Annotated in this window: 25 protein-coding genes; 7 read left to right on the forward strand and 18 right to left on the reverse strand. The window is 67.1% G+C overall.

Annotation, left to right across the window (positions count from 1 at the left end; all coding sequences use genetic code 11):
- Positions 1–12 precede the first annotated feature (12 nt).
- A complete protein-coding gene (locus tag NRB56_RS34270) occupies positions 13–477 on the forward strand; it encodes a hypothetical protein (RefSeq protein ID WP_319943950.1) in 465 nt (154 codons plus the stop codon).
- Between the two features lie 533 nt (positions 478–1,010).
- Here NRB56_RS34270 and NRB56_RS34275 read toward each other — a convergent pair.
- Together NRB56_RS34275 and NRB56_RS34280 are read right to left on the reverse strand one after the other, a co-directional pair.
- Positions 1,011–1,559 (reverse strand): hypothetical protein, encoded by a 549-nt coding sequence (locus NRB56_RS34275; RefSeq protein ID WP_153348522.1) that lies wholly within the window; start codon positions 1,557–1,559, stop codon positions 1,011–1,013.
- 172 nt (positions 1,560–1,731) lie between these two features.
- Complete coding sequence (locus tag NRB56_RS34280) at positions 1,732–1,917, reverse strand: hypothetical protein (protein WP_153348523.1); 186 nt, start codon at positions 1,915–1,917, stop codon at positions 1,732–1,734.
- Between the two features lie 135 nt (positions 1,918–2,052).
- Between NRB56_RS34280 and NRB56_RS38525 the strand changes: the two genes are divergently transcribed.
- The 3 genes from NRB56_RS38525 to NRB56_RS34290 are packed head-to-tail and all read left to right on the forward strand — an operon-like array spanning position 2,053 to position 3,789.
- A complete protein-coding gene (locus NRB56_RS38525) occupies positions 2,053–2,460 on the forward strand; it encodes a hypothetical protein (protein ID WP_227838571.1) in 408 nt (135 codons plus the stop codon).
- Positions 2,441–2,959, forward strand: a complete 519-nt coding sequence (locus NRB56_RS34285) for a DUF6879 family protein (protein WP_153348524.1) — start codon at positions 2,441–2,443, stop codon at positions 2,957–2,959. Before NRB56_RS38525 ends, NRB56_RS34285 begins: the two co-directional genes overlap by 20 nt.
- Entirely contained in the window at positions 2,956–3,789 is an 834-nt protein-coding gene (locus tag NRB56_RS34290; RefSeq protein ID WP_319943951.1) for a helix-turn-helix domain-containing protein, read from the forward strand. The genes NRB56_RS34285 and NRB56_RS34290 overlap by 4 nt, the downstream gene beginning before the upstream one ends.
- Positions 3,790–3,893: 104 nt before the next feature.
- On the opposite strand, the gene NRB56_RS34295 is transcribed toward NRB56_RS34290, so the two are convergent.
- The 3 genes from NRB56_RS34295 to NRB56_RS34305 all read right to left on the reverse strand — a co-directional run bounded on the left by NRB56_RS34295 (position 3,894) and on the right by NRB56_RS34305 (position 6,638).
- Positions 3,894–5,342, reverse strand: coding sequence for a hypothetical protein (locus NRB56_RS34295; RefSeq protein ID WP_153348525.1), 1,449 nt, complete (start codon positions 5,340–5,342; stop codon positions 3,894–3,896).
- 14 nt (positions 5,343–5,356) lie between these two features.
- Positions 5,357–5,953 carry a hypothetical protein gene (locus NRB56_RS34300; protein WP_153348526.1) on the reverse strand — a complete coding sequence of 199 codons (597 nt, stop codon included), beginning with the start codon at positions 5,951–5,953 and terminating at the stop codon, positions 5,357–5,359.
- Between the two features lie 223 nt (positions 5,954–6,176).
- On the reverse strand, positions 6,177–6,638 hold the full coding sequence (locus NRB56_RS34305; RefSeq protein WP_153348527.1) for a hypothetical protein: 462 nt from the start codon (positions 6,636–6,638) through the stop codon (positions 6,177–6,179).
- 103 nt (positions 6,639–6,741) lie between these two features.
- Between NRB56_RS34305 and NRB56_RS34310 the strand changes: the two genes are divergently transcribed.
- Positions 6,742–7,197, forward strand: coding sequence for a pyridoxamine 5'-phosphate oxidase family protein (locus NRB56_RS34310; RefSeq protein ID WP_153348528.1), 456 nt, complete (start codon positions 6,742–6,744; stop codon positions 7,195–7,197).
- Positions 7,198–7,200: 3 nt separating this feature from the next.
- On the opposite strand, the gene NRB56_RS34315 is transcribed toward NRB56_RS34310, so the two are convergent.
- Entirely contained in the window at positions 7,201–8,253 is a 1,053-nt protein-coding gene (locus tag NRB56_RS34315) for a hypothetical protein (protein ID WP_153348529.1), read from the reverse strand.
- A gap of 73 nt (positions 8,254–8,326) precedes the next feature.
- On the opposite strand from NRB56_RS34315, the gene NRB56_RS40340 reads away from it, so the two are divergent.
- Positions 8,327–9,091 carry a group II truncated hemoglobin gene (locus tag NRB56_RS40340; protein ID WP_319943952.1) on the forward strand — a complete coding sequence of 255 codons (765 nt, stop codon included), beginning with the start codon at positions 8,327–8,329 and terminating at the stop codon, positions 9,089–9,091.
- A 54-nt stretch (positions 9,092–9,145) separates the two neighbouring features.
- Here the strand turns inward: NRB56_RS40340 and NRB56_RS34325 are convergent, their stop codons facing one another.
- The 12 genes from NRB56_RS34325 to NRB56_RS39485 all read right to left on the reverse strand — a co-directional run bounded on the left by NRB56_RS34325 (position 9,146) and on the right by NRB56_RS39485 (position 21,747).
- Positions 9,146–9,649, reverse strand: coding sequence for a flavin reductase family protein (locus NRB56_RS34325; RefSeq protein ID WP_153348530.1), 504 nt, complete (start codon positions 9,647–9,649; stop codon positions 9,146–9,148).
- Positions 9,649–10,149, reverse strand: coding sequence for an NADPH-dependent FMN reductase (locus tag NRB56_RS34330; RefSeq protein ID WP_153348531.1), 501 nt, complete (start codon positions 10,147–10,149; stop codon positions 9,649–9,651). Before NRB56_RS34330 ends, NRB56_RS34325 begins: the two co-directional genes overlap by 1 nt.
- Positions 10,150–10,171: 22 nt before the next feature.
- A complete protein-coding gene (locus NRB56_RS34335; protein WP_153348532.1) occupies positions 10,172–11,212 on the reverse strand; it encodes an ABC transporter permease in 1,041 nt (346 codons plus the stop codon).
- Positions 11,212–12,738: a sugar ABC transporter ATP-binding protein gene (locus NRB56_RS34340; protein ID WP_153348533.1), complete on the reverse strand. Its 1,527-nt coding sequence runs from the start codon at positions 12,736–12,738 to the stop codon at positions 11,212–11,214. Before NRB56_RS34340 ends, NRB56_RS34335 begins: the two co-directional genes overlap by 1 nt.
- Complete coding sequence (locus NRB56_RS34345; RefSeq protein WP_153348534.1) at positions 12,735–13,910, reverse strand: sugar ABC transporter substrate-binding protein; 1,176 nt, start codon at positions 13,908–13,910, stop codon at positions 12,735–12,737. Before NRB56_RS34345 ends, NRB56_RS34340 begins: the two co-directional genes overlap by 4 nt.
- Before the next feature lie 166 nt (positions 13,911–14,076).
- Positions 14,077–14,724 carry an isochorismatase family protein gene (locus NRB56_RS34350; RefSeq protein WP_153348535.1) on the reverse strand — a complete coding sequence of 216 codons (648 nt, stop codon included), beginning with the start codon at positions 14,722–14,724 and terminating at the stop codon, positions 14,077–14,079.
- Positions 14,725–14,735: 11 nt separating this feature from the next.
- A complete protein-coding gene (locus tag NRB56_RS34355) occupies positions 14,736–16,220 on the reverse strand; it encodes an MFS transporter (RefSeq protein ID WP_153348536.1) in 1,485 nt (494 codons plus the stop codon).
- Complete coding sequence (locus NRB56_RS34360; RefSeq protein ID WP_319943953.1) at positions 16,217–18,070, reverse strand: amidase; 1,854 nt, start codon at positions 18,068–18,070, stop codon at positions 16,217–16,219. The genes NRB56_RS34355 and NRB56_RS34360 overlap by 4 nt, the downstream gene beginning before the upstream one ends.
- Positions 18,067–19,092 (reverse strand): carbon-nitrogen hydrolase family protein, encoded by a 1,026-nt coding sequence (locus NRB56_RS34365; RefSeq protein WP_153348537.1) that lies wholly within the window; start codon positions 19,090–19,092, stop codon positions 18,067–18,069. Before NRB56_RS34365 ends, NRB56_RS34360 begins: the two co-directional genes overlap by 4 nt.
- Positions 19,093–19,173: 81 nt before the next feature.
- Entirely contained in the window at positions 19,174–20,256 is a 1,083-nt protein-coding gene (gene rutA, locus NRB56_RS34370) for a pyrimidine utilization protein A (RefSeq protein WP_153348538.1), read from the reverse strand.
- Positions 20,257–20,375: 119 nt separating this feature from the next.
- Positions 20,376–21,401 (reverse strand): LacI family DNA-binding transcriptional regulator, encoded by a 1,026-nt coding sequence (locus NRB56_RS34375; protein WP_319943954.1) that lies wholly within the window; start codon positions 21,399–21,401, stop codon positions 20,376–20,378.
- On the reverse strand, positions 21,394–21,747 hold the full coding sequence (locus tag NRB56_RS39485; protein ID WP_227838572.1) for a Rossmann-fold NAD(P)-binding domain-containing protein: 354 nt from the start codon (positions 21,745–21,747) through the stop codon (positions 21,394–21,396). Before NRB56_RS39485 ends, NRB56_RS34375 begins: the two co-directional genes overlap by 8 nt.
- A gap of 162 nt (positions 21,748–21,909) precedes the next feature.
- Here NRB56_RS39485 and NRB56_RS34385 point away from each other — a divergent pair, with 162 nt between their 5' ends.
- The gene (locus tag NRB56_RS34385) at positions 21,910–22,944 is read left to right on the forward strand and encodes an SMI1/KNR4 family protein (RefSeq protein WP_153348539.1); all 1,035 of its coding nucleotides are present in this window, start codon (positions 21,910–21,912) and stop codon (positions 22,942–22,944) included.
- The last annotated feature ends 33 nt before the right edge of the window (positions 22,945–22,977 follow it).

Here is a 22,977-nt window from a genome sequence, read left to right on the forward strand (position 1 = left end):
CGGGGCCGCGCGGTGACCAAATTCCTGCTCGCCGTTCACGTTCTGGCCGTCATCCTCGCGATCGGCCCGGTGACCGTCGCCGCCAGCATGTTTCCCGCCACCGCGCGCCGCGTGGCCGCCGACCCCGCGCGCGACCCGGCCGTACTCGATGTGCTGCACCGGATCTCTCGCGTCTACGCCATGATCGGCATCGCGGTCCCGGTGTTCGGCATCGCCACCGCAAGCTCCCTAGGCGTACTGACCAGCGCCTGGCTGATCGTCTCGATCGTGCTGACCACGGCCGCCGCCGCACTACTGGCCCTGCTGATCCTCCCCCGTCAGCAACACATCCTGGCCACACTGCCCGAACTCGAAGTCCCCGTCGCCGAATGGCGCGCCCCCGCACAATTGGCCATGTTCACCGGCCTGTTCAACCTACTGTGGGCCGCCGTCACCGTACTGATGATCGTCCGTCCCGGCTCGACAACCGGGGCATGAACGATCAATCCCGTTCGCGCACTGCGCATCGCGACCACAGCGGAGCCGCTCACGCAGTGCCCGCTGGTGATCGACCCGGCCACGGCGCACCCGCCTTCGATCGCCACCGCGATCGGTCCGGTACACGGCTGCGCCTATCTGTTCGTCATAGTCCTCACCCTGCGTACGACCCGGACCCGGGCACCCGAGCAACCGCTCTGCGGGTGTTCCTCCGCGCGTCGGCCGACTACACGGCGGGTCGGGTCCGGCAAGCGATACTCGTTCTTCCCCAAGGACGTTGGCCCCATGAAGTCCTGGTTCACCAAGGGGGCGAAGGAACGCGAAGCGGCAAAGGCGGCGGCCGAGGCGGAACCGGCCACACTCCCGCCGAGTGACCGCACCGGCACCAACGGCCCCGCATCTCCGGATATGGGGTCGTTTTGAAGTCGGCCCGTGGGCGGCTTGCGAGTTCGTCCCATGTCCACAACCGCCCCGAAACGACGAGAGCCGCCCAGAATCGAATCTGAACGGCTCTGTTTGTGGGTGTGGTGGGGTCACCGGCCCCCGGATTGGTTCCGAGCCCGTTCGGCCGTCGTGACGCACGTCTGGACCTTCGTGCCGTAATCGTCACCGGCGCTGGCGCTCAACATTTTTCGGCCATCGGGCAACGTCGTCCGCCTGCGCGCATCGCCGGACAGCGAATACACCACCGCACCCCGAGCGACCCACACGTCGGCGCTGGATGCCTTCGTGGTGCCTTGCATGATGTTCGCGCCGACGTACGTCAGCACCCCACCCGGCGCAGTGACCGCGTACACATCGGCCAGCGAGTACGACGGGTCCGGGAACGCCGCTGAGATCGTCGCCACCGTGTCGGCCGGGGCCGGTTGGCACCCCGCCGGGATCGGTGCCGCAGTCGACGGCTGAGGGGCGGGTGTGGTCGTCACGGCGGGCGGGTGCGCCGATGTCGGCAACCGGGTGGCTGTCGGCAATGTCGAGGTCGGAGTGTCGGCACACCCGGCCACCGCCAAGGCGGCAATGGCTACGAGTACGAATTCGCGAATCATGCTTTCCTTCTGTTCGTTACGGGACGTCGCGGCCATTCCGGGCCGGGCGAGGCCGGCCGAGCGGTCGGGAGCTTGAGCGTCGTGGCGGCGGGTGTGGTGAAGTACTCGAAACTGTGCCGTCCGACCGGGCGGGGAACGGTGCGATGCCGACGACGGCCCAGCAAGTAACCGAGCGCGAAAGACACGAGAACCGTTGTCACGAAAAGCATCACGCCCATAGCGACTCGCAGGGCAGTGGGGGCAGGTCATCGCGGACTTCGTCGTCTACCAGCACGGGAACGCCGAGCCACTCCCCGATGTCGTGCGCGTATTGGATCGCTGCTTGCTTCGGGGCGCAGTAGTCGAACACGAGCGGCCCGAACTCGATGCGCACATGGCACTGATCGTCTGACACGCCAAAACCTTTCGATTGGCTCTGGACCGGGTGGAGGACATGGCACCCCACCCGGTCCATTGCAGACGACGGTATGAACGCGGGCACGAAAATCTGTACTAGATTTCTCCAAATTTCTCGCTGGTACGCTTTCTGTTGACCAGTTTCTACTGGTGGCCCACGATCGATCGCATGGAAGAAATTGTGCGAAACACACCGATAGATGACAGCCCGTTGCGCTTAACGTTCCTCGGCAGGAACACTCAAAACGGCGGGAGCCCAACACTCTTCGGCACGAACCGGGGTACGTACGTCGTGCAGGGCTGGCGAGTGAGCGGCCACGACGACCGAGTGGAGATCCCGCATCGGCTCCTTGCCCACACCCACCCGGGCACGTGCGTCGGCGCACCGCTGGAGGACACCGGCCGGGGCACGTTCGTCCTGGCGGGTGCACCGGTCACCGATGCCGGGGCGCTGGCAGAGATGGACACCCCGGACCACGAGACCAGCATCGAAGTTCCTATGGGACAGGAGGTTTGGGTACATGCAACTACTGCAAGGTGAGGAAATCGAGGACCTGCTGCGGTCGTGCGAAAGCGGCGCTTACCACCTCGAAGTGCTCGACACGTACGAGACACCCGAGGAAGCGGAACCATTCCGCAAGTTCCTGGCCGGTGAGCCGGACGACTACGAGTGGGGCGCGGATTGGTGGGCCCTGATTCACGACGTCACCGCGACCGGCCGGGCCGTGCGTCGTGCCCGTATCGTCACCGAGCCGCACGTGGACTACACCCGGTGGGGTCTGGTCGTCGCAGACCAGAACATGGCTGTGGGCGAGGAGATCCGGTACCTGCCCCGGCATCTGATCGATCCGGCCGAACTGACCACGGACGACTTCTGGCTCATCGATGATCGGACGCTCGCGTTCACCATCTTCGAGCCGTCCGGCCGATACGTCGGTTGGGGCATCAGTCACGACCCGGTGATAGTCGATCACGCTCGGGTGGTGTGGAACCGTGTGTGGGACAAGGCCGTTCCTCACGCTGAATACATCCGGACGTGACCACTACCGCGAAAGAGGCGCGCGAGGCGTTCGGCGAGCGCCTGCGCAACCTTCGTAAGGATGCGGGGCTGACCGGTAGGCAACTGTCCGAGCTTGCCGGTTGGCCGCCATCGAAGGTCTCGAAGATCGAGTACGGCAGGCAGATGCCGACAGAGGACGACGTGCGCGTGTGGTGTATCCACACCCGCACCGCCAACCAGGTACCCGACCTCATCGCGAACCTGCGCAACGTCGAAACGGCTTACGTCGAATGGCGGCGGATGCGATTGCCGCACAGGCAGAAACAGTCGATCGCATCGGAGGCGAAGACCAACCTCATGCGGTGGTACGAACCCGTCCTCGTCCCCGGCCTGTTGCAGACCCCGCCGTACGCCGAAGCGATCCTCCGCACGGTGCTCGATTTCTGCGACGAACCGGAGACCGACATCGACGCGAGCCTGTCCGCCCGCCTCGAACGCCAACAGGTGTTGTACCGGGGCAACCATCGGTTCTATTTCATCCTCGCCGAACAGGTTCTCCACACCCGCGTCGGCACCGCGGACTTGATGATCGAGCAGATGGACCGGTTGCTCACCGCGATGTCGCTCCCTCGCGTCGTGCTGGGCATCGTGCCGACGGCGCACCGGTACACGGCCCCCACGAACAACTTCATCATGTTCGATGGCCGCATGGTGCAGGTCGAAACCGTCACGGCCGAACTGACTATCACGCAACCCAGCGAGATCACGTTGTACGAGAAGGCATTTCACCGCCTCAAGGACCAAGCCGTCCACGGCCAGGATGCCCGCGCGATGATCACGGCCGCGATGAACGGCTCAGCGGCCCCGTAACGGGCTGGGTATGGTCCGGACGCCACGGACGCCATCCGGCCCGAATAGCCGTCACGGGCGAAATAGCCCCCTCTCCGGTGCCGAACCGTCCGCACTGGCCGTGGTCAGTTCGAATCGTCGTTTGAATTGTGGGTCACGCGCCCAGAATCTTCGATACTAGGTATCTCGAATGGACCGAGAACGGTCGCTAACACGTCCTGCTGCGCGGTGGTGAGATCAGCCGTCATCGACCAGGCTATCCAGATCAGCCTGGAGACTTCCACCCGGGCAGTCGGACCCCCAAATGCAGCATTGCCTAAAAAGTCAACCGTAACCGGCTTGGATCCAGATGCCAGTGCCATTGCCCGATTAGCCACAGCATCAGGTCCAAGTAATCTGTCGAACGACATAACCGATTCGTCACCAGCGATATCGGCATTCTCTGCCGACCCATAAGTGACTGTCCGACCGTCACCGACCAACTCAACAGAAGTAACTGGGGTGCCTGATCGCTTAGACCGGCTAAGCAACTGTCGCGGCGACGGCCTTACACCGGAATCTTCGGCTCGCTTCCGCGGGAGTTGGTCAACTCTTTGCCCGACCCAAGCCTGTCGCCCAAGTCCACGGAGTGAAAGATTTCCATCCTCGACTTGCCAGATAAAAGGGTCACTGACCTGATCAGCGCGAACGGTATTCTCAACACGACAGGCTCGAGTCACAAGATGGGACAGCGCCGCCGATATTATAAACTGCAAAGCAGGCTGCTCTCCAACCAAATTCAGGCTAGAAAATGATTCCATCGAGACACTTCGCCCAACCCGAATCCAGAATGCTTCAAGCGCCTGTGGCACAGTGCCAAGCAATGATGCCAACCTCTCCGATGAGAGGCGAAGGCCGATATTTCGATTCTCCCCCGGAAAGTCGACCGGCGTGCCACCCGATGCAATCCACATAGTCTCCATGATTGACGTCATCTCGGTCGCCACACCATGGTCCAGAACCTCGCTTATCACGCTCAGGGCCATTGCTGTCGATGCACGATCAGCTTCAAGTGCTCCAGCAAACCCACGACTGATAATTGCAGCAGTGTTATCAGCGGTCTCCTCCCTCAGAAGGCCCCGACCACCCCGCAGAATTGATGACGGGAGCAGCGTAGCGCCTGGGGCAGATGACTGCACTATTAGCCGCTCGAATGCTCCAACTTCTGTCACCAATGTCTCGGACGCATGCGCTGTTTCGGAAAGTTCGCCAAATCCCGAGCCGTCTACAGCTACGTTTTGACCCACCAGTTCGGATAGATACACAAACATGGGGTGAGTGGATGCATGCTCCTTAACATCCATTTCAATCTTGATGGGATTTTGGGTCGGCCGAAGGTAGACTTTTCTCGTTGCACTCGTTCCGCGCGATGGCCACTCCAAAACGAGATCGGGAACGTAGGAATGATTGAAATATTCAGTCCTCACGACAGCCACGGTCGGATCAGCCTCAACCAGGGCATCGCTGATTATTTCCTTAACTCGACGAACCGACTCGTCGCCATCCTCGATCAAGAAGGCACTGTTCAGCTTCACGGTTGCTTCCGAAGTCACCTTTTCGCCCTCTCCAGTGTCTCGTATTCAGCAATTACAGAAAGGTGCCTATCACTCATCGACAGGTGATCTACCTGCTTGTCCGACAGAACAAGTATCCATATTCGTTGTGCAACTTCTTTGACTATATTTCCACTCAAATCAGCGGCCTGAGCCTCCTCTTGAGTAGTGAAGTTGTATTTCCAATTCTCACGTACACAGGATTCAAGCTTTTCTGGCTTATCCAATTTCGACCAATCTGTCGAATTGAACGGCGCCCATGTAATCCACATAAAATTATCACAACGCTCCGGCCGCTGGTCATACGCCCGGAAACATTTAGCTAAGAACTGCCTGAATAGCGCCGGCTGATCTTGAGCATCTTTATACTTCTTCACCTCTGCAAAGAAGTCTTGGCTGTCTACCTCACCGCCAACCAGACTTCCACCGATGTCAAAGGAGAACGTGCCCCCGGGCCGATCGAAAGTTAGCTTCCTCACCGCAATAGGATCGGGCTGCTCCCATCTTACTTGAGCTCGGGTTGTGCGCTCCAGCCATCGTTTCGCAAGCCACGTACCATCCGCCCCCTTCGCATGCTCGGTTTCCCCTGCCATGCTCGAAGAGTACAGCTTGCGCAGATCCTTTGTGCCCCCTTCGGATTCGCAGTCGTAAGTTGTGCACCCACCGGGGCTCCGGCTGACCACACCCTGCACATGCACGATCCGACGTGCGGCAGACGGCCGGAATTTCATGCGGGATGACAGACGCATCAACCATCAAGGTCGCGGCGCACCGAAAATAATGCTGGAGCCACCGTGCGATACCTCGTTGAATCGGCTAGTCCGGAGCCCACAGGATGCCCTCCATCGCCCGGCCGGCGATGAACCACCACGCAGTGGCGATCAGGGCTGTTCCGATCACGGCGAGCGGGATTCGCCAGGCGGGCAACGAGATCGGCTCGGGACGGTCGTCCGGGATGTTGCGCAGGCGGTTTCCGTACCAGCGCAGCCATACCTGTGCGGAACGTATTGCGTCCCTGGGGAACAGGCCGTAGACCAAGCCGAAGCCGCGGACCGCGCCGACCCCGATGCCGCCGGTCCACAGCACACCGAGGGCGACCTGTCCGATGGCCGCCAGGCCGATCGCCAACTGTCCCACCACGAATACGCCGCGGGCGAGTTGCCCCACCGCGACTACTCCGGTCGAGACCTGGCCCAGCGCGAAGAATCCCGTCGCGATCTGGCCGATCGCGATGAAGCCCGTCGCATGCTGACCCACGCCGAAGACACCGACAGCCATCGGTCCTACGGCGAACACACCGACCGAGCCCGGACCGGCAGCAAACACCTGCATGGCCGGAAGCCTACGGCCAATCGGGGCGCGGGATGCGATCATGGGGCGCATGACTACCTGGCACGAGGTGGAAGCGGCGGAACCGGAGTTCGCGCGGCGGGTGCGCGCACTGTTCGACGCGCACCGGCACAAGACCATCGCCACGATTCGCGCCGACGGCTCGCCGCGGATCTCCGGTATCGAGGCCTCGTTCACCGACGGCAAGCTGGTGTTCGGCTCGATGCCGAAGGCGCGCAAGTCCGCCGATCTCGTGCGGGACCCGCGTTTCGCGCTGCACAGCGCCACGGTCGACCCGATCGAGGGTGAGGAGGCGAAGTGGCCGGGCGAGGCCAAGATCGCCGGGCGCGCGATCGCGGCCGGTCCGATCGTGGACGGCCCGGAGGGCGACAGCTTCCACACCGACATCACCGAGGTCGTCCACACTCATCTCGATCCCGAAGCCACGCGGCTGGTCGTCGAATGGTGGACGCCCGCACAGGGTTTGCGCCGCGTGGACCGCGAATAGCGCTCAGCGGTCCGTCCGGTCCAGCCGTTGCCAGTTCGGTCCGGGCGCCGCGGAATTCGGGTCGTAGGACGGGTCTTCGGACAGGATGTAGTCGCCCTGCCCGTCGCTCCAGACACTCTCGTACCCGTACGGCAACTCGACCGGCATCGGCTGCGACGGATCGTCGTACCGGGACAGCCCCATGGTCGCCAGGTATTGATCGTCGTAGATCCGGTCGTACACCGCGCCGCGCTGTTCGTAGCCACCGATCACGATGTCGTCCATCGAATTCGACAGATCCTGACCCATGTGGACGAGCTGCTCCCCCATCGCCACCTGTGCCCGATGCCCGGCCTGCTGGGCGGCGAACCACGTCTGCTGTTGCTGTAGCGCGTTGTCCGAAGCCTGCCGGAACAGGCGCTCCAGGGCCTGGATCCAGGTCGGCTCCACCCGGAACGTGCGCCGGGCGGTATCCAGATACTCGGCGTACTCGTCCCATCGGTCGACCGGTCCGCCGACCGACAACGCGGGAAACGTGAACCAGTACCGCACCTGCCGGATCCCCCACAGCGTGGGCATCGGGGTGGGCTCCGCGACCCGCGACACCAGCGACACGATCTCGCGAAAGGCCCTCCCCCGCATGGTGTATTCGACCGTCGCCCGGATGCTGTCGTCCCCCGGCTGCACCCGCCGCGACAACTGCGACGGCCACGGCGGCGCCGGCTCGTGCTCCACGGCGACAACCCGCAGATTCCCGATCCCCGGCCGAACCCGGGGAATCAGCATGGTCAGCAACACATCCGCCGCCGGGCGCGGCCGCAGGATCGGCGCACCGTACTCCATCGAGCCCTCTGGCATCCGGCCGTCGTCGACCCAGCTGTAGGCCGCGTTCGGCAACAACGCCAGCCACGCAGCGCCGTCCGGCGACTGCGCCACCGCCGCCGGTGTCACCGGATTGAGCAGCGACTGGTTCCATGTCAATCCCGACTGCGCCCGCCACCCTTGCGGGACAAGGAAAGTGAAGGCCGGACACTGCGTCGCCGGATCGTGACAGCGATGCACGCCGAGCCGGATCATCTTCCCAGTGTATGGCGGCAGGCCTTGCCACCACCGGAAATTCGAACCTGCAACAGTGATTACAGTGTTACACGTGATTATCGAATACCTCCGCTACCGGATCGACGGACCGGCCGCCGCCGAATTCGAGGCCGCCTACGGCCGCGCCGCCCACGCGCTGGCGCGGGCTCCGCAGTGCGTCGACTACGAATTGTCGCGCTGTGTCGACGAACCCGAGAGCTACGTCCTGCGCATCACCTGGACTTCGGCCGCGGATCATCTGCGGGGCTTCCGGGAGGGCGAACATTTCGCCGAGTTCTTCGCCGAGATCGAGCCCTACGTCGCGCGGATCGAGGAGATGCGGCACTACGAGCGCACCCCGGTCCGGGGCGCCGGTGGCTCGGTACCCACCATGTATGAATGGCTGGGCGGCACAACGGCATTGGAGCGTCTCACCACGACCTTCTACGGCCACGTCCTGGCCGACGACCTGATCGGCCCGCTGTTCGCCGGCATGGACCCGGGGCATCCGCGCTACGTGGCGATGTGGCTCGCCGAGGTGTTCGGCGGGCCGTCGCGCTATACCGACGAACGCGGCGGCTACCACCACATGCTGATCCATCATCTCGGCAAGGCCATCACCGAGCCGCAGCGGCGGCGCTGGGTGTCGCTGCTGCTGGATTCGGCCGACGAGGTCGGGCTGCCCGCCGATCCGGAGTTCCGCGCCGCGTTCGTCGGCTACCTCGAATGGGGCACCCGCATCGCCCTGACCAACTCCCAGCCCGGCGCGAATCCGCCTCAGCAGGCTCCGGTCCCGCACTGGGGCTGGGGCGTAGCGCCGCCGTACCCGTCGTCCTGACCACCGAGTCACCCGGTCGCGGCGGCGGGCGCCTCGGCTACGGTCCGATCCCCGTCATGCGACGAGCGTGCGGAACAGGCTGCGGTGGAACACGATCGGTTCCACCGCAGCGGGCCCCGATTCGTCCGCGCAGTGGAGTTCGTTGATCACCAGCACCACGATCGCATGATCGCCCGCCGGAATCTGCTGCGATACCGAGACATCCATCCGCACCGCGGTATCGGAGACGAACAACGCTCCACCGGAGCGGGTTTCGGTGGTGACACCGGCGAACCGGTCACCGGTGCGGGCGGCGAGGGTGCGGGCGGCGCCGGCATGGCCGGCGCTGAGCACGCTGATGCCCAGACGGGGCAGGGCCGCCAGGCGCGGCCAGGTCGTGGAGGTGTTCTGCACACAGAAGGCCACCAGCGGCGGATCCAGCGACACCGGTACGAACGTGCTGGCGGCCATGCCGATTCGTTCGGTGCCGAGGTCCGCGCAGATCGCCACCACGCCGGACGGAATGTCGGCGAAGGCACGGCGCAGCGCGCCGCCGTCCAAGGATGCCGGATCGCTCATCACGCCTCCTGCCGGACGGTCGCGCGCAGCACCGGACCCCAGCGCCGGGCGTAGTCGGCGATGCGGGTATCGCTGGTGTAGGTGGAGTCGAGCAGGTACAGCCCGGGAGCCGGTGTGATCGCGCCCAATTCGACCAGCACCGGTTTGAGCAGCAGATCCGGCGCCAGCGCGTGCGCCGGACCGGCGCCGAGCATCAGCGGCACCGCGGTGACGTCGCGCAGCCCCTCACCGGTCGCGAACTGGTCCAGGAACAGCTTCAGCAGGCCGGTGTACGTGGCCTTGAACGTCGGGCTGGCGAAGACCACCAACTCCGACTCGGCGACGGTGGCGACGGCGGCCCGGACCGTCTCGTCGCCCCATTCCAGCAGGCCCGCACCCAATGTCACCACGTCCAGGACGTGATCGGGTGCGGCGCCGGACAATTCCCGGGCCAGCAGGGTCGCGGCCGCGAGTGTGCGGGAGCCGGGTTTGGGATTGCCTGCGACAACGGTGGTCCGCATGAGATTTCCTTTCGTCGGGTGCTCAGCGCACGGGTCGGCCGGTGGTGCGGCGGCGGACCCAGCCGGACAGCGCCACCGCCACGACCAGGGCGCCGCCGTAGAACAATTGCTGGACGAAGCTGGCGACCCCGAGCATCTGGAGCCCGACGACGCCGGCTACCAGGAAATACACCGCCACCAGCGTGCCGAAGGCATTGAATCGGCCGGGCACGATGGCGGTGGCGCCGAGGAAGGCCGCGGCGAAGGCGGGCAACATGAACGACTGCCCGGAGGACGGGTCGGCGCCACTGAGCATGCCCGCGTAGACGATTCCGGCCAGACCGGCGGTGCAGGCGGAGGTGATCAGCGCGCCGCCGCGGATGCGGTCGACGTGCAGACCGCTGAGCCGGGCCACCTGCGGCCCCCGGCCGACGAACAGCAGGCGGCGGCCGATCGGGGTGTAGGCGAACACCACCGCGATGATCACAACCAGCGCCAGCGCGTAGTAGAACTGCAGTGACACTCCCAGCACCCGGGTGCCGACCGTCGCCTGCACCAGCGCGCGGTCCACACCCGTCACCGACGTGGAGTCCGAAATCCATTGCACGACACCGAGGACGAACGTGCCACTGCCGAGAGTGGCGATGAACGAGTCGATCTGGAGACGGACCACCAGAAACGCGTTGCCGGCGCCGACGGCCAGCGCCGCGAGCAACGCCACCACGATCGAGGACAGCAGCGGCCAGCCGTGCTGGACATTCAGCACCGCCACCAGCATCGCGGCCAGCGACATCGATGACACCGCCGAGAGGTCGAACTCGCCCGCGGTCAACGGCACGATGAGGCCGAGCGCCAGGATGAGCAGCACGGCCTGGGAACCCAGGATGTTCTGCAGATTGCCGGTGGTGGCGTAGACCTGCGGCCGCAGCACGCTGAACACGACCACCACCGCGATCAAAGCCAGTACCAGCGCGTACTTCTCCAGCAGCGGACCCAGTTCCCTGCGCAACCGCGCTGTTCCGGCCGCACGGGCCGGCTCGTCGGCGACGGCGTCGAGGGCGGCGCCGTCCATCGATACGGACATCAGGCTCCCACTTTCTGCCGGACCGGGCCCAGAACGGTGTCGGAGATGTGCTGTTTGCTCAATCGTTCCCCGGTGAGCTCGGCGTGCACCCGGCCGCGCGAGAACACCAGCACGCGGTCGCACAGGACCGACAGCTGCTCGTAATCGGAACTGGCGACGACGATTCCGGCACCGCGGGCCGCCGCCTCCCGGAGCGTCCCGTAGATGCGCGCCCGGGCGCCGACGTCGACGCCCTGGGTCGGCTCGGCCAGCAGGATCAATCGTGGATCCAGCTGTAACCATTTGCCCAGCAACGCCTTCTGCTGATTGCCACCGGACAGCGCGCCGTAGCCGGCCTTCGGATCGCGGGGGCGGACGTCGTAGCGCTCGGCGAGCGCGGTGGCGGCCGCCCGCAGTGCGCGGGGGTTGATCAGGCCGGCGCCGAGGACCGGCAGGGTGACGTTCTCACCGACGGTCAGTTCGGGTGCGCTGCCCGCCGTCTTGCGATCCGGTGGCACGTAGACCATCCGGTGCGACAGCGCGCCTGCCGGGGTCAGGGCGGGCAGGTCGAGGACCCGGCCGTCGAGGGTCAGCCGGCCGGCGCGGGCCGGGCGGTCGCCGTACAGCGCGGGCAGTACGTCGTCGTAGCCGGATCCGGAAATGCCCGCGAGACCGACGATTTCGCCGGGCCGGACCGTGAAGCCGGCCTCCTCGACGGTCGCCGTCTCCAGTCCGGTGACCACGGCCAGCGGCGCGGAATCACCGAAATCGGTTCGCTCCCGGCCGCTTCCGACATCGGCGTCGGACCCGACGATCAGCTCGATCAGCGTCGCCGTGGTGAGTTCCCGGGTGCGGTGGGTGCCCTGGGACACGCCGCCGCGCAGTACCGTGACCCGGTCCGTGTGCTCGAGCACCTCGTCGAGATCGTGTGAGACGAACAGCACCGCCGCCCGGCGGTCCGCGACGATCTCGCGGACCACCGAGAACAGCAGGTCGGTGCCCTCCCGGGGAAGGAAGACGGTCGGTTCGTCGAGCACCAGCAGCGTCCGGCGGTCACCGAGTTCCTCGACGGCCCGCAGGATCGCGACGATGGCCCGGTCGGTGTCGCTCAGTGCCGAGATCGGCGCGTCGGGGTCCACCCGCAGCCCGAATCGGTCGAACAGCGCTCGGGCCGTGGCTCTTTCGCGACCCCACCGGATCCACGGCCGGGATCCGGCGACCATCGGGCCGACCCGCAGATTCTCCAGCACCGACAGATCCGGGACCAGCGCCAGATCCTGGTGGACGAAACTGATGCCGAGCTCCCGGAAACCGCCGGGCGGCACCGGCAACGGCACATCGCGTCCGCGAATCTGCAGTGCCGCACCGGGATCCGGAGCATGGAAACCCGCGAGCACCTTGATCAGGGTCGATTTGCCGGAGCCGTTCTCGCCGAGCAGGCCGTGCACCTCACCGGCGTGCACGGTCAAGCCGACATCCTTCAGCACGGTGTTGCCGCCGAAGGTCTTGGACAGCCCGACGATGTTGACGATCGGATCCGGGCTCATCGCGAATCACCCCACAGCGCTTGATATCCCGAGACGTAGGCGGTGCCGTAGCCCTTGTCCGGCTGCGGCGGGGTGCCCGTATCCCGGATGTTGGCGGCCGTGATCAGTTTCAGCGGGGTCTGCTCCGCGCCCCCGGGCACCGGGGGCAGGCCGAGCAGCAGCCGGCCCGCCTGATCCATGGTGGCCCAGGCGAGCCACGGAATGGACTCACCGACATTCATGGTGACGATGCCGTCGTCCTGCTGGATCTTCAGCACCGCCGGAGTGCCGTTCACCGACGAGATCTCGACCTGACCGGTCTTGCCCGCGGCCTTGATACCGGACTGGGCGTACAGCGACATCGAGTCGTAGATCGGCAGAATGAACTTGATGTTCGGCTGCGCGGACAGCGCCGACTGGACCTCGGAGGCGATCTTGGTGGCCCAGTCGGTGACCGGCACGTTCACCACCTTGTAATCGCACTTCGGGCAGTACCGCCCCAGTTCGTCGGTCATGGCGGCGACCTCGGCCTTGGCCGGCGGCACCTCGTTGGAGGTGATGATGAGTGCGGTACCGGAACCCTTGGTGCGGTCGATCATCCAGTCCACGGTCAGCCGATTCGCCTCGGCGAGTGGCGCATCGGTGGTGGCGTCGATCAGGCCCTGCAGATCCGCGGGGATCGGGTCGCCGCGCAGCACGGTGTGGGTGAGCAGCACGGGAATCCCGGCGGCATCGGCCTTCTGCAGGGCCGGCTTGATCAGTGCGCCGTCGATGCCCTGGGACAGCACGATGAGATTCGCCTTCTGATTGACGGCCTGCTCCACACCGGCGGCCCACTGGGCCGGCTTGCCCTGATTGGTGTACTCGACCCAGGTGGCGCCGTACCGTTCGGCGATCTTGCGTGATTCGTCGTCGACGGCGACGTTGTACGGATTCTCGCTGTTGGTCGGGATGACGAAGATGGTCTTGCCGGCGATGTTCTTCATCGGGAACGCCGGCGCCGTGAGGGTGAACTTCGGATCGGCCTCGTATTTCGCCAATTGACTTTTGGCGTAATCGATTCCGGCGGACACATCGGCATCGGAGGCGTTCTTGCCGCCGGCGGCGGAACCACCACCGCACGCGGCCAGGCCGAAGGCGGCGGTGACGGCCAGCGCGGCGACGGCGGCGCGGCCGGAGAGGGGGATGCGCAAGGGATTCTCCTGGGAACAGAGAAGGAAGGAGGAAAGCGTCGGCGCTTCGGTGCGAACCGGCCAATGACTTCGAATGTATCGGAGGCCGTGTTGCGGCGATGCTGTTGCCGGTAAATTCTGCGGCGCAGCCGGTTTCGGCGTGGTTACCCGACCGGCAACCGCCGGGCTACGCGCCCGGCAGCGCGCCCAGATAGGTCGCCACCCGTGCCAACGGCCACACCTCCGCCATCTTCTGCTGGATGTCGAACAGGTTCGCGGAGTTGATCGCCGCGTCCCGATCCCCCACCGCCTCCTCGACCACGATCGGGACGAATCCGTGCTGCATCGCGTCCAGGGCGGTGGCGCGCACACAGCCGCTGGTGGACAGTCCCCCGATCACGACGGTGTCCACGCCGAGCGAGGTCAGATACGTGTGCAGCGTGGTGCCGAAGAACGCACTCGGATACTTCTTGGTGAGCAGCAGTTCATCGTCGTTCGGCGCGAGTCCGTCGATCACCTCGGCGAACGGGCTGCCGGCACAGAACGCGACGAGGGTACCGGCCTTGCGGAAGAACACACCCGCGTCGGCACCGTCCGCGCGCAACCGCACCTCGGTGACGACGACGGGGATTCCCGCGGCCCGCGCGTGGCCCAGCAGTACCCGCATCGCCGCCACGTTCTCCTCCACGCCCGCGTAGAGCGGGCATTCGGGATCGATGTAGGCGCGGGCGGGGTCGACCAGTACCAGCGCCGGCCGGGTGCCGGGCTCGAGTTCCCGGCCGAATCCCGCCCGCGCGTAATCCGCTGCCTGCGTGGCACGGTCGGCGATGGACATGTGAATCTCCTTCAGGACGAGAGGGTTTCCAGTGGGCGATCGGCCGGGTCGGGAACCGCGGGCCCGCGCGGGAACGCCAGGCACACCACCACGCCGACGGCCACCACGGCCGTGAGCACCAGCCCCGCGACCCGGAGATTTCCGGCGAAGCGCGCCGATTCGGCCGGACCGAGCGCGCCGAGCGTGCCGCTGTAGGCCGCGCGGCGGGCGCCGTCGCCGAGACCCGCGGTCACGACCGTCAGCACCAGCGCCGTGCTCAGCAGGTAGCCGACATTCTGCAACGCGGAGCGCAATCCGTTCGCGATTCCGCGCCGGGCCGCGGGCGCGGCGAGCATGAGGGCGCTGGTGCTGGGCGTCATGAACAGGCCCACCCCGCAACCGAGCAGGAACAGGAACGGCGCGGTGGACGCCGGGGCGGCCCCGGTGTCCGACAGCGTCACGGTGAGGCCGAGCAACCCGAACGCGCACAGTGACATACCGGTCGCGGTCAGCGCCCGCGGACTGTAGCGCGGCACCAGCGAGCCGGCCGCCGCGGCCGCGACCACGGTGCCGACCGCCACCGGGACCACCAGCACACCGGCGGCGGCGGCGGATATCCCGCTCACCACCTGTCCGTAGAGCGAAACCAGCAGTGTCACAGCGTAGGTGGCGACAGCGTTGATCACCACCGCGACGAAAACCAGTGCGATGCCGCGGTTCCGGAACAATCGCAGATCCACCAGGGGATGCCGCCGGCGCGCCTGCACGGCCACGAACGCCGCGGCCGACACCGCCGCGGCGACCACGAACAACCACGGCAGCCACGGCAGGCCCGGCACCCTCGTCGCCGCCGGGGTCAGCGCCAGCACCACCGCGGTCAGGACCGCCGCCGACAACACCGATCCGGCCAGATCGAAGGTCTCACTGCCCCTTCGGCCGTGCCGGGCGGGGATCACCAGCACCGACGAGACCAGGGCCAGCAGCCCGATCGGCAGGCACACCAGAAACAGTCCGCGCCAGCCCAATACCGACGTCGCGGCGCCGCCGACCACCGGCCCGGCCACCTGTGCGACCGCGGCGACGGTCGCATTCCATCCGAGCGCGCGGCCCAGGTCGTGCGGGGCGAAGACATCGGTGAGCAAGGCGGTGTTGTTCGTGACGACCGCGGCCGCGCCGACGCCCTGCAACATCCGGAACACGATGAGCCACCCCGCCGACGGGGCCAGGGCGCACAACCCGGTGGCGGCGGTGAAGGCCGCCAGGCCACCCAGATACAACGGCCGCCGCCCGACGAGATCGGCGAGCCGGCCGAACACCAGGATCAACGCGGTGGTGATCAGCATGTAGCCCAGCAGAATCCAGGTCGACTGCGCCGCGGACGCGTTCAGCTCCCGGGTCACGGTCGGCAGGGCGACGGTCAGGCCGCTGATCCCGAGGAACACCGCCACCACCCCGACACTGGTTGCCGCGAACACTCGCCACGGCCGCGCATGATATTCCGCCGCAACGCTGTTCATGCGGGCCGGCGCTCGTGGAAATCGGTGTTCCGCTGCCACACTTCCGCCAGCCGCAGGCAGAGGTCCTCACCCCACGGCCGGCCGACCACCTGCACCCCCACGGGCAGTCCGTCGACGAAACCCGCCGGCATCATGACGGCCGGCAGCCCGAGATAGTCGAACAGTCCGGTGTTGCGTCCGACGATGGCCTGCAACGGATGTCGCTCACCGTCCATCTCGACGGTGGCGTCCGCCAGCCGGGCGGCGGTGGCGCCGACCCCGGGCGTGAGCAGCACGTCCACGCCGGCCCGATCGAACGCGGCCAGCACATCGCGCAGCGCAGCGGCCCGCCACCGCAGAGCTCGCAGATAGTCCACCGCCGACGGCACCAGGCCACGGGCGATCCGCACCTGAGTTCCGATGTCGTACAGCGCGAATCGGTCGAGCGCCGCTTCCTGGTTGGAGGCGAGCTCACAGGTGAGCACGATCGTGACGGCGTCGTGCAGCCGCGCCGCGTCGGCGATCGCCACGGGCACCGATTCCGCGCCCGCCTCCCGCAACACCCGCTCGGCCCGCCGCCTGGCGTCCAGCACTCTCGCGTCACACAGCTCGATGAACCACCGGTCCGGCACGCCGATCCGGATCCCCGCCAGCGGCCGCCGCCCGGACGAGCACGATGCCCGCGTCGAAACGTTCACCGCCACAGGGGTTTCGCCGATCACCGTGCGTTCCAACGGCATCCGTCCCGCACCGGGCCCCGCGCCCGGGGCAGCGGGGTGGGCGCCGAGCGCATTCCGGACGGTGTCGGCGATGTGCTCCGGTGCGGCGGCGGGGTCGTGACCGTCCGGTCCGGCGAGCACGCGCAGAACCAGACGCAGATCGGCCGCCGACCGCGCCATCGGGCCGACATGATCGAGGGTCCACGACAACGACGCCACACCGGTGCGGGGTACCAGGCCGTAGGTGGGTTTGATACCCGTCAGATTGCAGGCGGCGCTGGGCACCCGGATCGACCCGCCGGTATCGGTTCCCAGTGCGAGCGGCACCAGGCGGGCGGCCAGCGCGGCGGCCGAACCGGTGGACGAACCGCCGGTCCAGCGCTCCCGATCCCAGGGGTTGGTGACCGCACCGTAGCGTGCGTTGTGCGGTGCCCCGCAGGCGAATTCGGTGGTCGCGGTGATCAGCGCCGGAATCGCACCGGCGGCACGCAGCCGGGCGACGACGGTCGCGTCCGCGGTCGCGACGCGGTTCCCGGTGACCCGGGAGCCGGCGGTCACCGGTGCGCCTGCGACATCGATGATGTCCTTGACCGCGAAGAAGATTCCTTCGAGCGGCCGGGCCGTACCCGACGCCCAGCGCCGGTCGGATTCGGCGGCCGCCCCCTCGAGGTCCGGCACCACGGCGACTACCGCGCTACCGGTCGCCCCGGAATCGCCGCGGGGCTCCCCCGGCCCCGCACCGTCGGCCACCCCACCACCGGTTCCCCGTTCGCCGCGCGGGGACGGCATCGCGCCGCCGGTGGTGGCGGGGTCGGCCCAGCGCGCCCGCAGTGCGGTGAGCACAGCGCTCGGTGTCGTCGCGCCGGTGGCGTAGGCGCGCAGGAGTTCTCCCACGCCCAGTTCGTGCACCGCCGATCCGATTCCGGGTTCCGGCTCGATCGGTGCGATCTGCTGTCGCGGAACCGGATTCGCGGCGAGGACGGCGAGGAAGTGGGCCGGTTCGACCGGCTCCGCGGTCGGCGAGGGGGGCAGCGGATCACGCCGGGACGCCGCGAGCAGCGGCGCCATATCCGCGCGGGCCCGGTCGAGGACATCCTCGACGCTGGTGACCGCGGCCGCGGTCAGGTCCGGATAATCCGTCGCGGCACTCACTTCCGCGCCACCGCAGATCCGGCCTGCGAGACCTCGCGGGCCGCGGAGGTGGACCCGATCGGATCCGGCGGCGCCGGCGCGCCCGGGACCGGCCGGGGCACGCCGGTCGGCCGGACGACGCCGGAGCTCAGATCGGCCAGCAGGCGCAGGACGTCGGGCCGGCGGTCGCGGGCCAGGGGGAAGGCCGCCCGCACCGCCGGCACCGCGTCGAGATCCAGTCGCACCCGCAGGATCTCGTCCGCGACGTGCGCGGGCGCCTCGGCGACGATCGCGCCGTCCGGGGCGATGACGCAGGATCGGCCGAAGTAGTCGACGGTGACACCGTCGAGGGTCTCCGGGCCCGCACGGTTCGCGGCCACGATCCAGACCTGCGATTCCATTGCCCTGGTTCGCAATTCGGCCAGGAACAGATCCTCCCGGCTGCCCAGCGAGGAGACGATGGCGAGCACCACCTCCGCGCCGAGTCCGCGAGCCACCGCCCAGTATTCGGGGAAGGTGCGGTCGTAGCAGACGACGCAGCCGAACCGGGTGCCCAGCAGGTCGGTGGTGACAGGAGTCTGTCCGGGCGCGAAGTGGTACTTCTCGTCGATGTCGATACCGCTGACCTTGTTGGCGGGCAGCGAAAGCTTGCGGTATGCCGGAACGGTTCCCCCGTCCGGCGTGCGCCAGTCCGCGACCCGGCCGGACCGGTCGATCAGCACCACCGCGTTGTGCGTGCGGTCGTCGGGGGCGCGCTCGAACATTCCGAAGGCGATCGCGCAGCCGAGTTCGGCTGCCAGCGTGGCGAATACGGTGGTCGCCGGGCCGGGGATCGGCTCGGCCCAGCCGGTGCGGCCGATGTCGTGGCCGGTGCAGAAGTACGGGGTGGTGATCAACTCGGGCAGCACCACCAGATCGGGGACGCCGGCGCCGCCGGTGGCCGCCGCACGGATCAGCCCGGCCAGCCCGGTGATGTTCGCGGTGATGTCCTCGGTCAGCTCACCGGCCTGGACGACGGCGACATCGAGGGTGCGAGTGGGCATGACGAAACCTCCGGATATCGGGCACGGGCGAGGGGGCGGACCGTCCGGGGGTGCCGCGGTCGCGCGCACCCCCGGCCGCGGTCAGGCGGCGGCGTGAATGTCGTTGCGGCTCTTCATCAACGGCTGGATCCTGGTGCCGAAGTTCTCCACTCCGGCAACGAAATCGTCGAAGGTGAGCATGATTCCCTTGATGCCCGCCACCTCGGCGACCTCGTCGAGCATCCGGGCGATGGTCTCGTACGAGCCGACCAGGGTGCCCATGTTGAAGTTCACGGCGCCCTCGGGCAGGGAAATGGTCTTGGCCGTGGAGGATTCGTCGGCGGCGGCGTCCGCGTCGGACTGATCGGCCATGTAGCCGAGCGCCGCGAGATCGGCGTTGTCGTGGTAGTCCTGCCATTTCGCCCGCGCCGCGTCGTCGGTCTCGTCGGCGATCACCATGAACAGGGCCAGCGCCCCGACATCGCGACCGGACTTGGCGGCGGATTCGACCAGGGTGGCGGTGGCCTCGGAAATGGCTGTGGGAGTGTTGATCCCGGTGCCCATGATGAAGTTGAAGTCGGCCATCTCGGCGGCGAACTTCATACCCGTCTTCGACTGCCCGGCCGCCACGACCGGGACCGCGCCACCGGTCGGACGCGGCGACAGCACGCAGTCCTCCATCGTGTAGTGCTCGCCCCGGAAGTCGCTGACCCCGTCGGCCCACAACTGCCGCATGACGGTGACGTATTCGGTGGCCTGCGCGTACCGGTAGCCGAAGTATTCCTCGCCCGGCCACAGTCCCATCTGCGAGTACTCGTTGGGCGCCCAGCCCGTCACGATGTTGACGCCGAATCGGCCCGGCGCGATCGAGTCGACGGTGGCGGCCATGCGGGCGACGATCGCCGGCGGCAGCGCGAGGATCGGCGTGGAGGCGAACAGCTTGATCTTCTCGGTGACCGCGGCCAACCCGGCCATCAGGGTGAACGACTCCAGGTTGTGGTCCCAGAATTCGGTCTCGCCACCGAAGCCCCGCATCTTGATCATCGACAGCGCGAAGTCGAGTCCATATTTCTCGGCCTTCTGCACGATCGTCTTGTTGAGCTCGAAGGACGGCATGTACTGCGGCGCGCTCTTGGAGATGAGCCAGCCGTTGTTGCCGATGGGAATGAATACACCGATGTCCATGTGCGACTCCTGGGACCGAGGTAGCGACGGGCGGGCGTCCTCGCCGCGCCATGACTTCGAATGTATTGGGGAGCTGTTGCCGGATCGAGGCCCCGCGGTTACAGACTCATTGCCCCGTTTCAGGCACCGGCGAGCGCCGCGGCGCTACCCCGCGGCACCCACTCCACCGGGAAGGCCCGGTGCACCGGCGCCCCCGCGGCGCCGTCGATCCGGGCCAGCAGCAATTCGGCGGCGGCCACGGCCATGTCCTCCAACGGCTGGCGGACCGTGCTCAGATCGAACATCGACCAGCTGGACGCGTCGAGGTCGTTGTAGCCGACCACCGATACGTCCTCCGGCACCCGCCGGCCCAGTCGCGCGGCCGCGTCCAGCGTGCCGTAGGCGACGAAATCCGTGATGCAGAACAGCGCGGTCGGCGGCTGCTCGCGGCGCAGCAGGCGGGCGCCGCCCTCGAATCCGCTCGCCGCATCGACCCCACCGCGGTACAGCAGTTCTTCTCGCAGCGGAAATCCCTTCTGCGACAACGCTTCCCGGAATCCGGCCTCACGCAGTTTCACGCTCGAATTGTCCAGCGGACCGGAGATCAGCCCGATCCGGCGATGCCCCATGGCCAGCAACCGTTCCGCCACCAGCCGGCCACCGCCGATGTTGTCCGAGGTCACCCGGTCCACCCGGCGAGCCTGGCCGCCGTCGACGTCGCGGTTGAGGATCACCAACGGGATCTTCCAGTCGATCATCTCGGACACGATGGGCGAATCCAGCCGGGCGGAGATGAACACCACGCCGCCGACCAGACCGCCGCGCAGCGCCTGGATGTCTCGCTCCAGGTTGCCCTCGGCGCGATCGTTCATCAGCAGCACCCGATAGTCGTGCTCCGCGAACCTCTCCTGCAGCGTGTTCACCAGCGCGGGATACGACGGATTACGCAGATCACCACTGACCACCGCGATCGACGAGGAACGCCGTGTGATCAGGTTACGCGCGGTCAGATGCGGGACGTAACCCATCTCGGCGGCCAGCGCCCGGATGCGATCCCTGGTCTCCTCGATCACCCGCGGGTCGCCCCGCATCGCCCGGGACACCGTCGACTGCGACACACCGGCACGGCGAGCGACGTCGTAGCTGGTGATCGCCTTGTTACCCACGCAGTGATTCTAGTGCCAACCGGACCACCGGCACGGACGGCGAAAGCCGTTGGGCCGGTGACCCGCCACCGGCGTCGATCATCGGCGGCGCGATCGCCCGGGTGCGGAGATACGGCGCCGTCACGTTGACCGCGTAGACCCGATCGAACAGAGTGGTGATGACCTCGGCCGCGCCCGGGGTGCTGCGGGCCTGGCTCATCAGCGCCCCGAGCGGGCAGTTCATCCCCTGCGCCCGATACCGCGCGACCGCCAGCGTCACCTCCCCGGGATCGCCGCTGCGCAGATGCGTCGCGGCCCCCGCCACGATCCGCTGCCGCGTCGCATACCCCTTCGCCGTGAATGCCACCGAATCGACGTTAGCGAAGGGCGCCGCGACCCGGACAACGGCCCAGGTATTCCGAGGGTGACCGGCGCGTTCCGTGGAGCAGAGAATTGCCGAAGCGTTCCCAGCGCCGGTAATGAGCGTGATCCTTTGTAGGATAACGCAATTCAACAGGGAAGGGTGCACATGCATGCGTCGATTCCGGGGCTGACCTCGGTGCTGCGACCGTCGCCGTTGCCGACCGTGGCGGCGCCGCCGTGGGCCGATATCGAGCAGGCGATCGGCACCCGGCTACCCGGCGACTACCGGGAATTCATCGAACTCTACGGGAACGGCTCGATCAATCATGAACTCTCGGTGTGGTATCCGGCCCTGCGGCGCACCGATGCCCGGGTCGTATTGACCGCATTGGTGGACGACACCCTTCCGGAACCCGGCTCGGTCGGCGAGTTCGTGGATGCGCGACCGGGCGAGCCGGAATTGTGCGCCTTTCCCGAGCCCGGTGGTCTGCTCCAGTGGGGTAGCACCAATGGCGCGGACATGTTCTTCTGGGAGACCGCGGGCGATGATCCGGATCAGTGGCCGGTCATCGCCTTTCATCACTTCGACTGCACGTTCCACCGTTACGACGGTGGTATGGCGGATTTCCTCACCGCGGTTGCCGACGGTACCCACGAACATGCTCGAGCGTTCATCGGCCGGCCGCCCGGTGGAGCCAGGTGGAACATGCACGGCGATTGGGGAATTCGATACGGCCGGCCGCCGCACGCGACTTTCGATTGGTCCGAGGACGGTATCCGGTTCGGCACCGGCTCCCTGATGCCACTACGCCCGACGCCGGATACCGGGGGTGGCGATCAGGACGTCTACGGGCGGACCGGTGAAGTGGTACCGCTGATCTCGCTCGACGACGATGGCACGACGATTCGGCTCGGCGGTGGGGGTCTGGCACCCGGCATGTCGTATCGCCTGTTCGCATTCCTCGGCGTCGACCCCGCCGCCGAGCCCCTGGGGCTCGAATTCCTCCGGGACGGAGCCCCGCTGGCGGTCGAGTCCGTCCCGGCGGACACGACGGGGGCGCGGGTGATCGATGCCGAGGTTCTGATTCCGGCGAACGCACCCGCTACCGCGATCCAACTCCGCATTCTCGGTGATCTGGCCGATCTGATCGTGTCCGGCCGGCAGTTCTCTCTGTGGATCAGAGGAACTCTCGGCGACTGACGGCGAGCATGATTCCGACCGTGACGGGTCGAG

It is taken from the genome of Nocardia aurantia (genome assembly GCF_009604425.1).
Classification (GTDB): domain Bacteria; phylum Actinomycetota; class Actinomycetes; order Mycobacteriales; family Mycobacteriaceae; genus Nocardia; species Nocardia aurantia.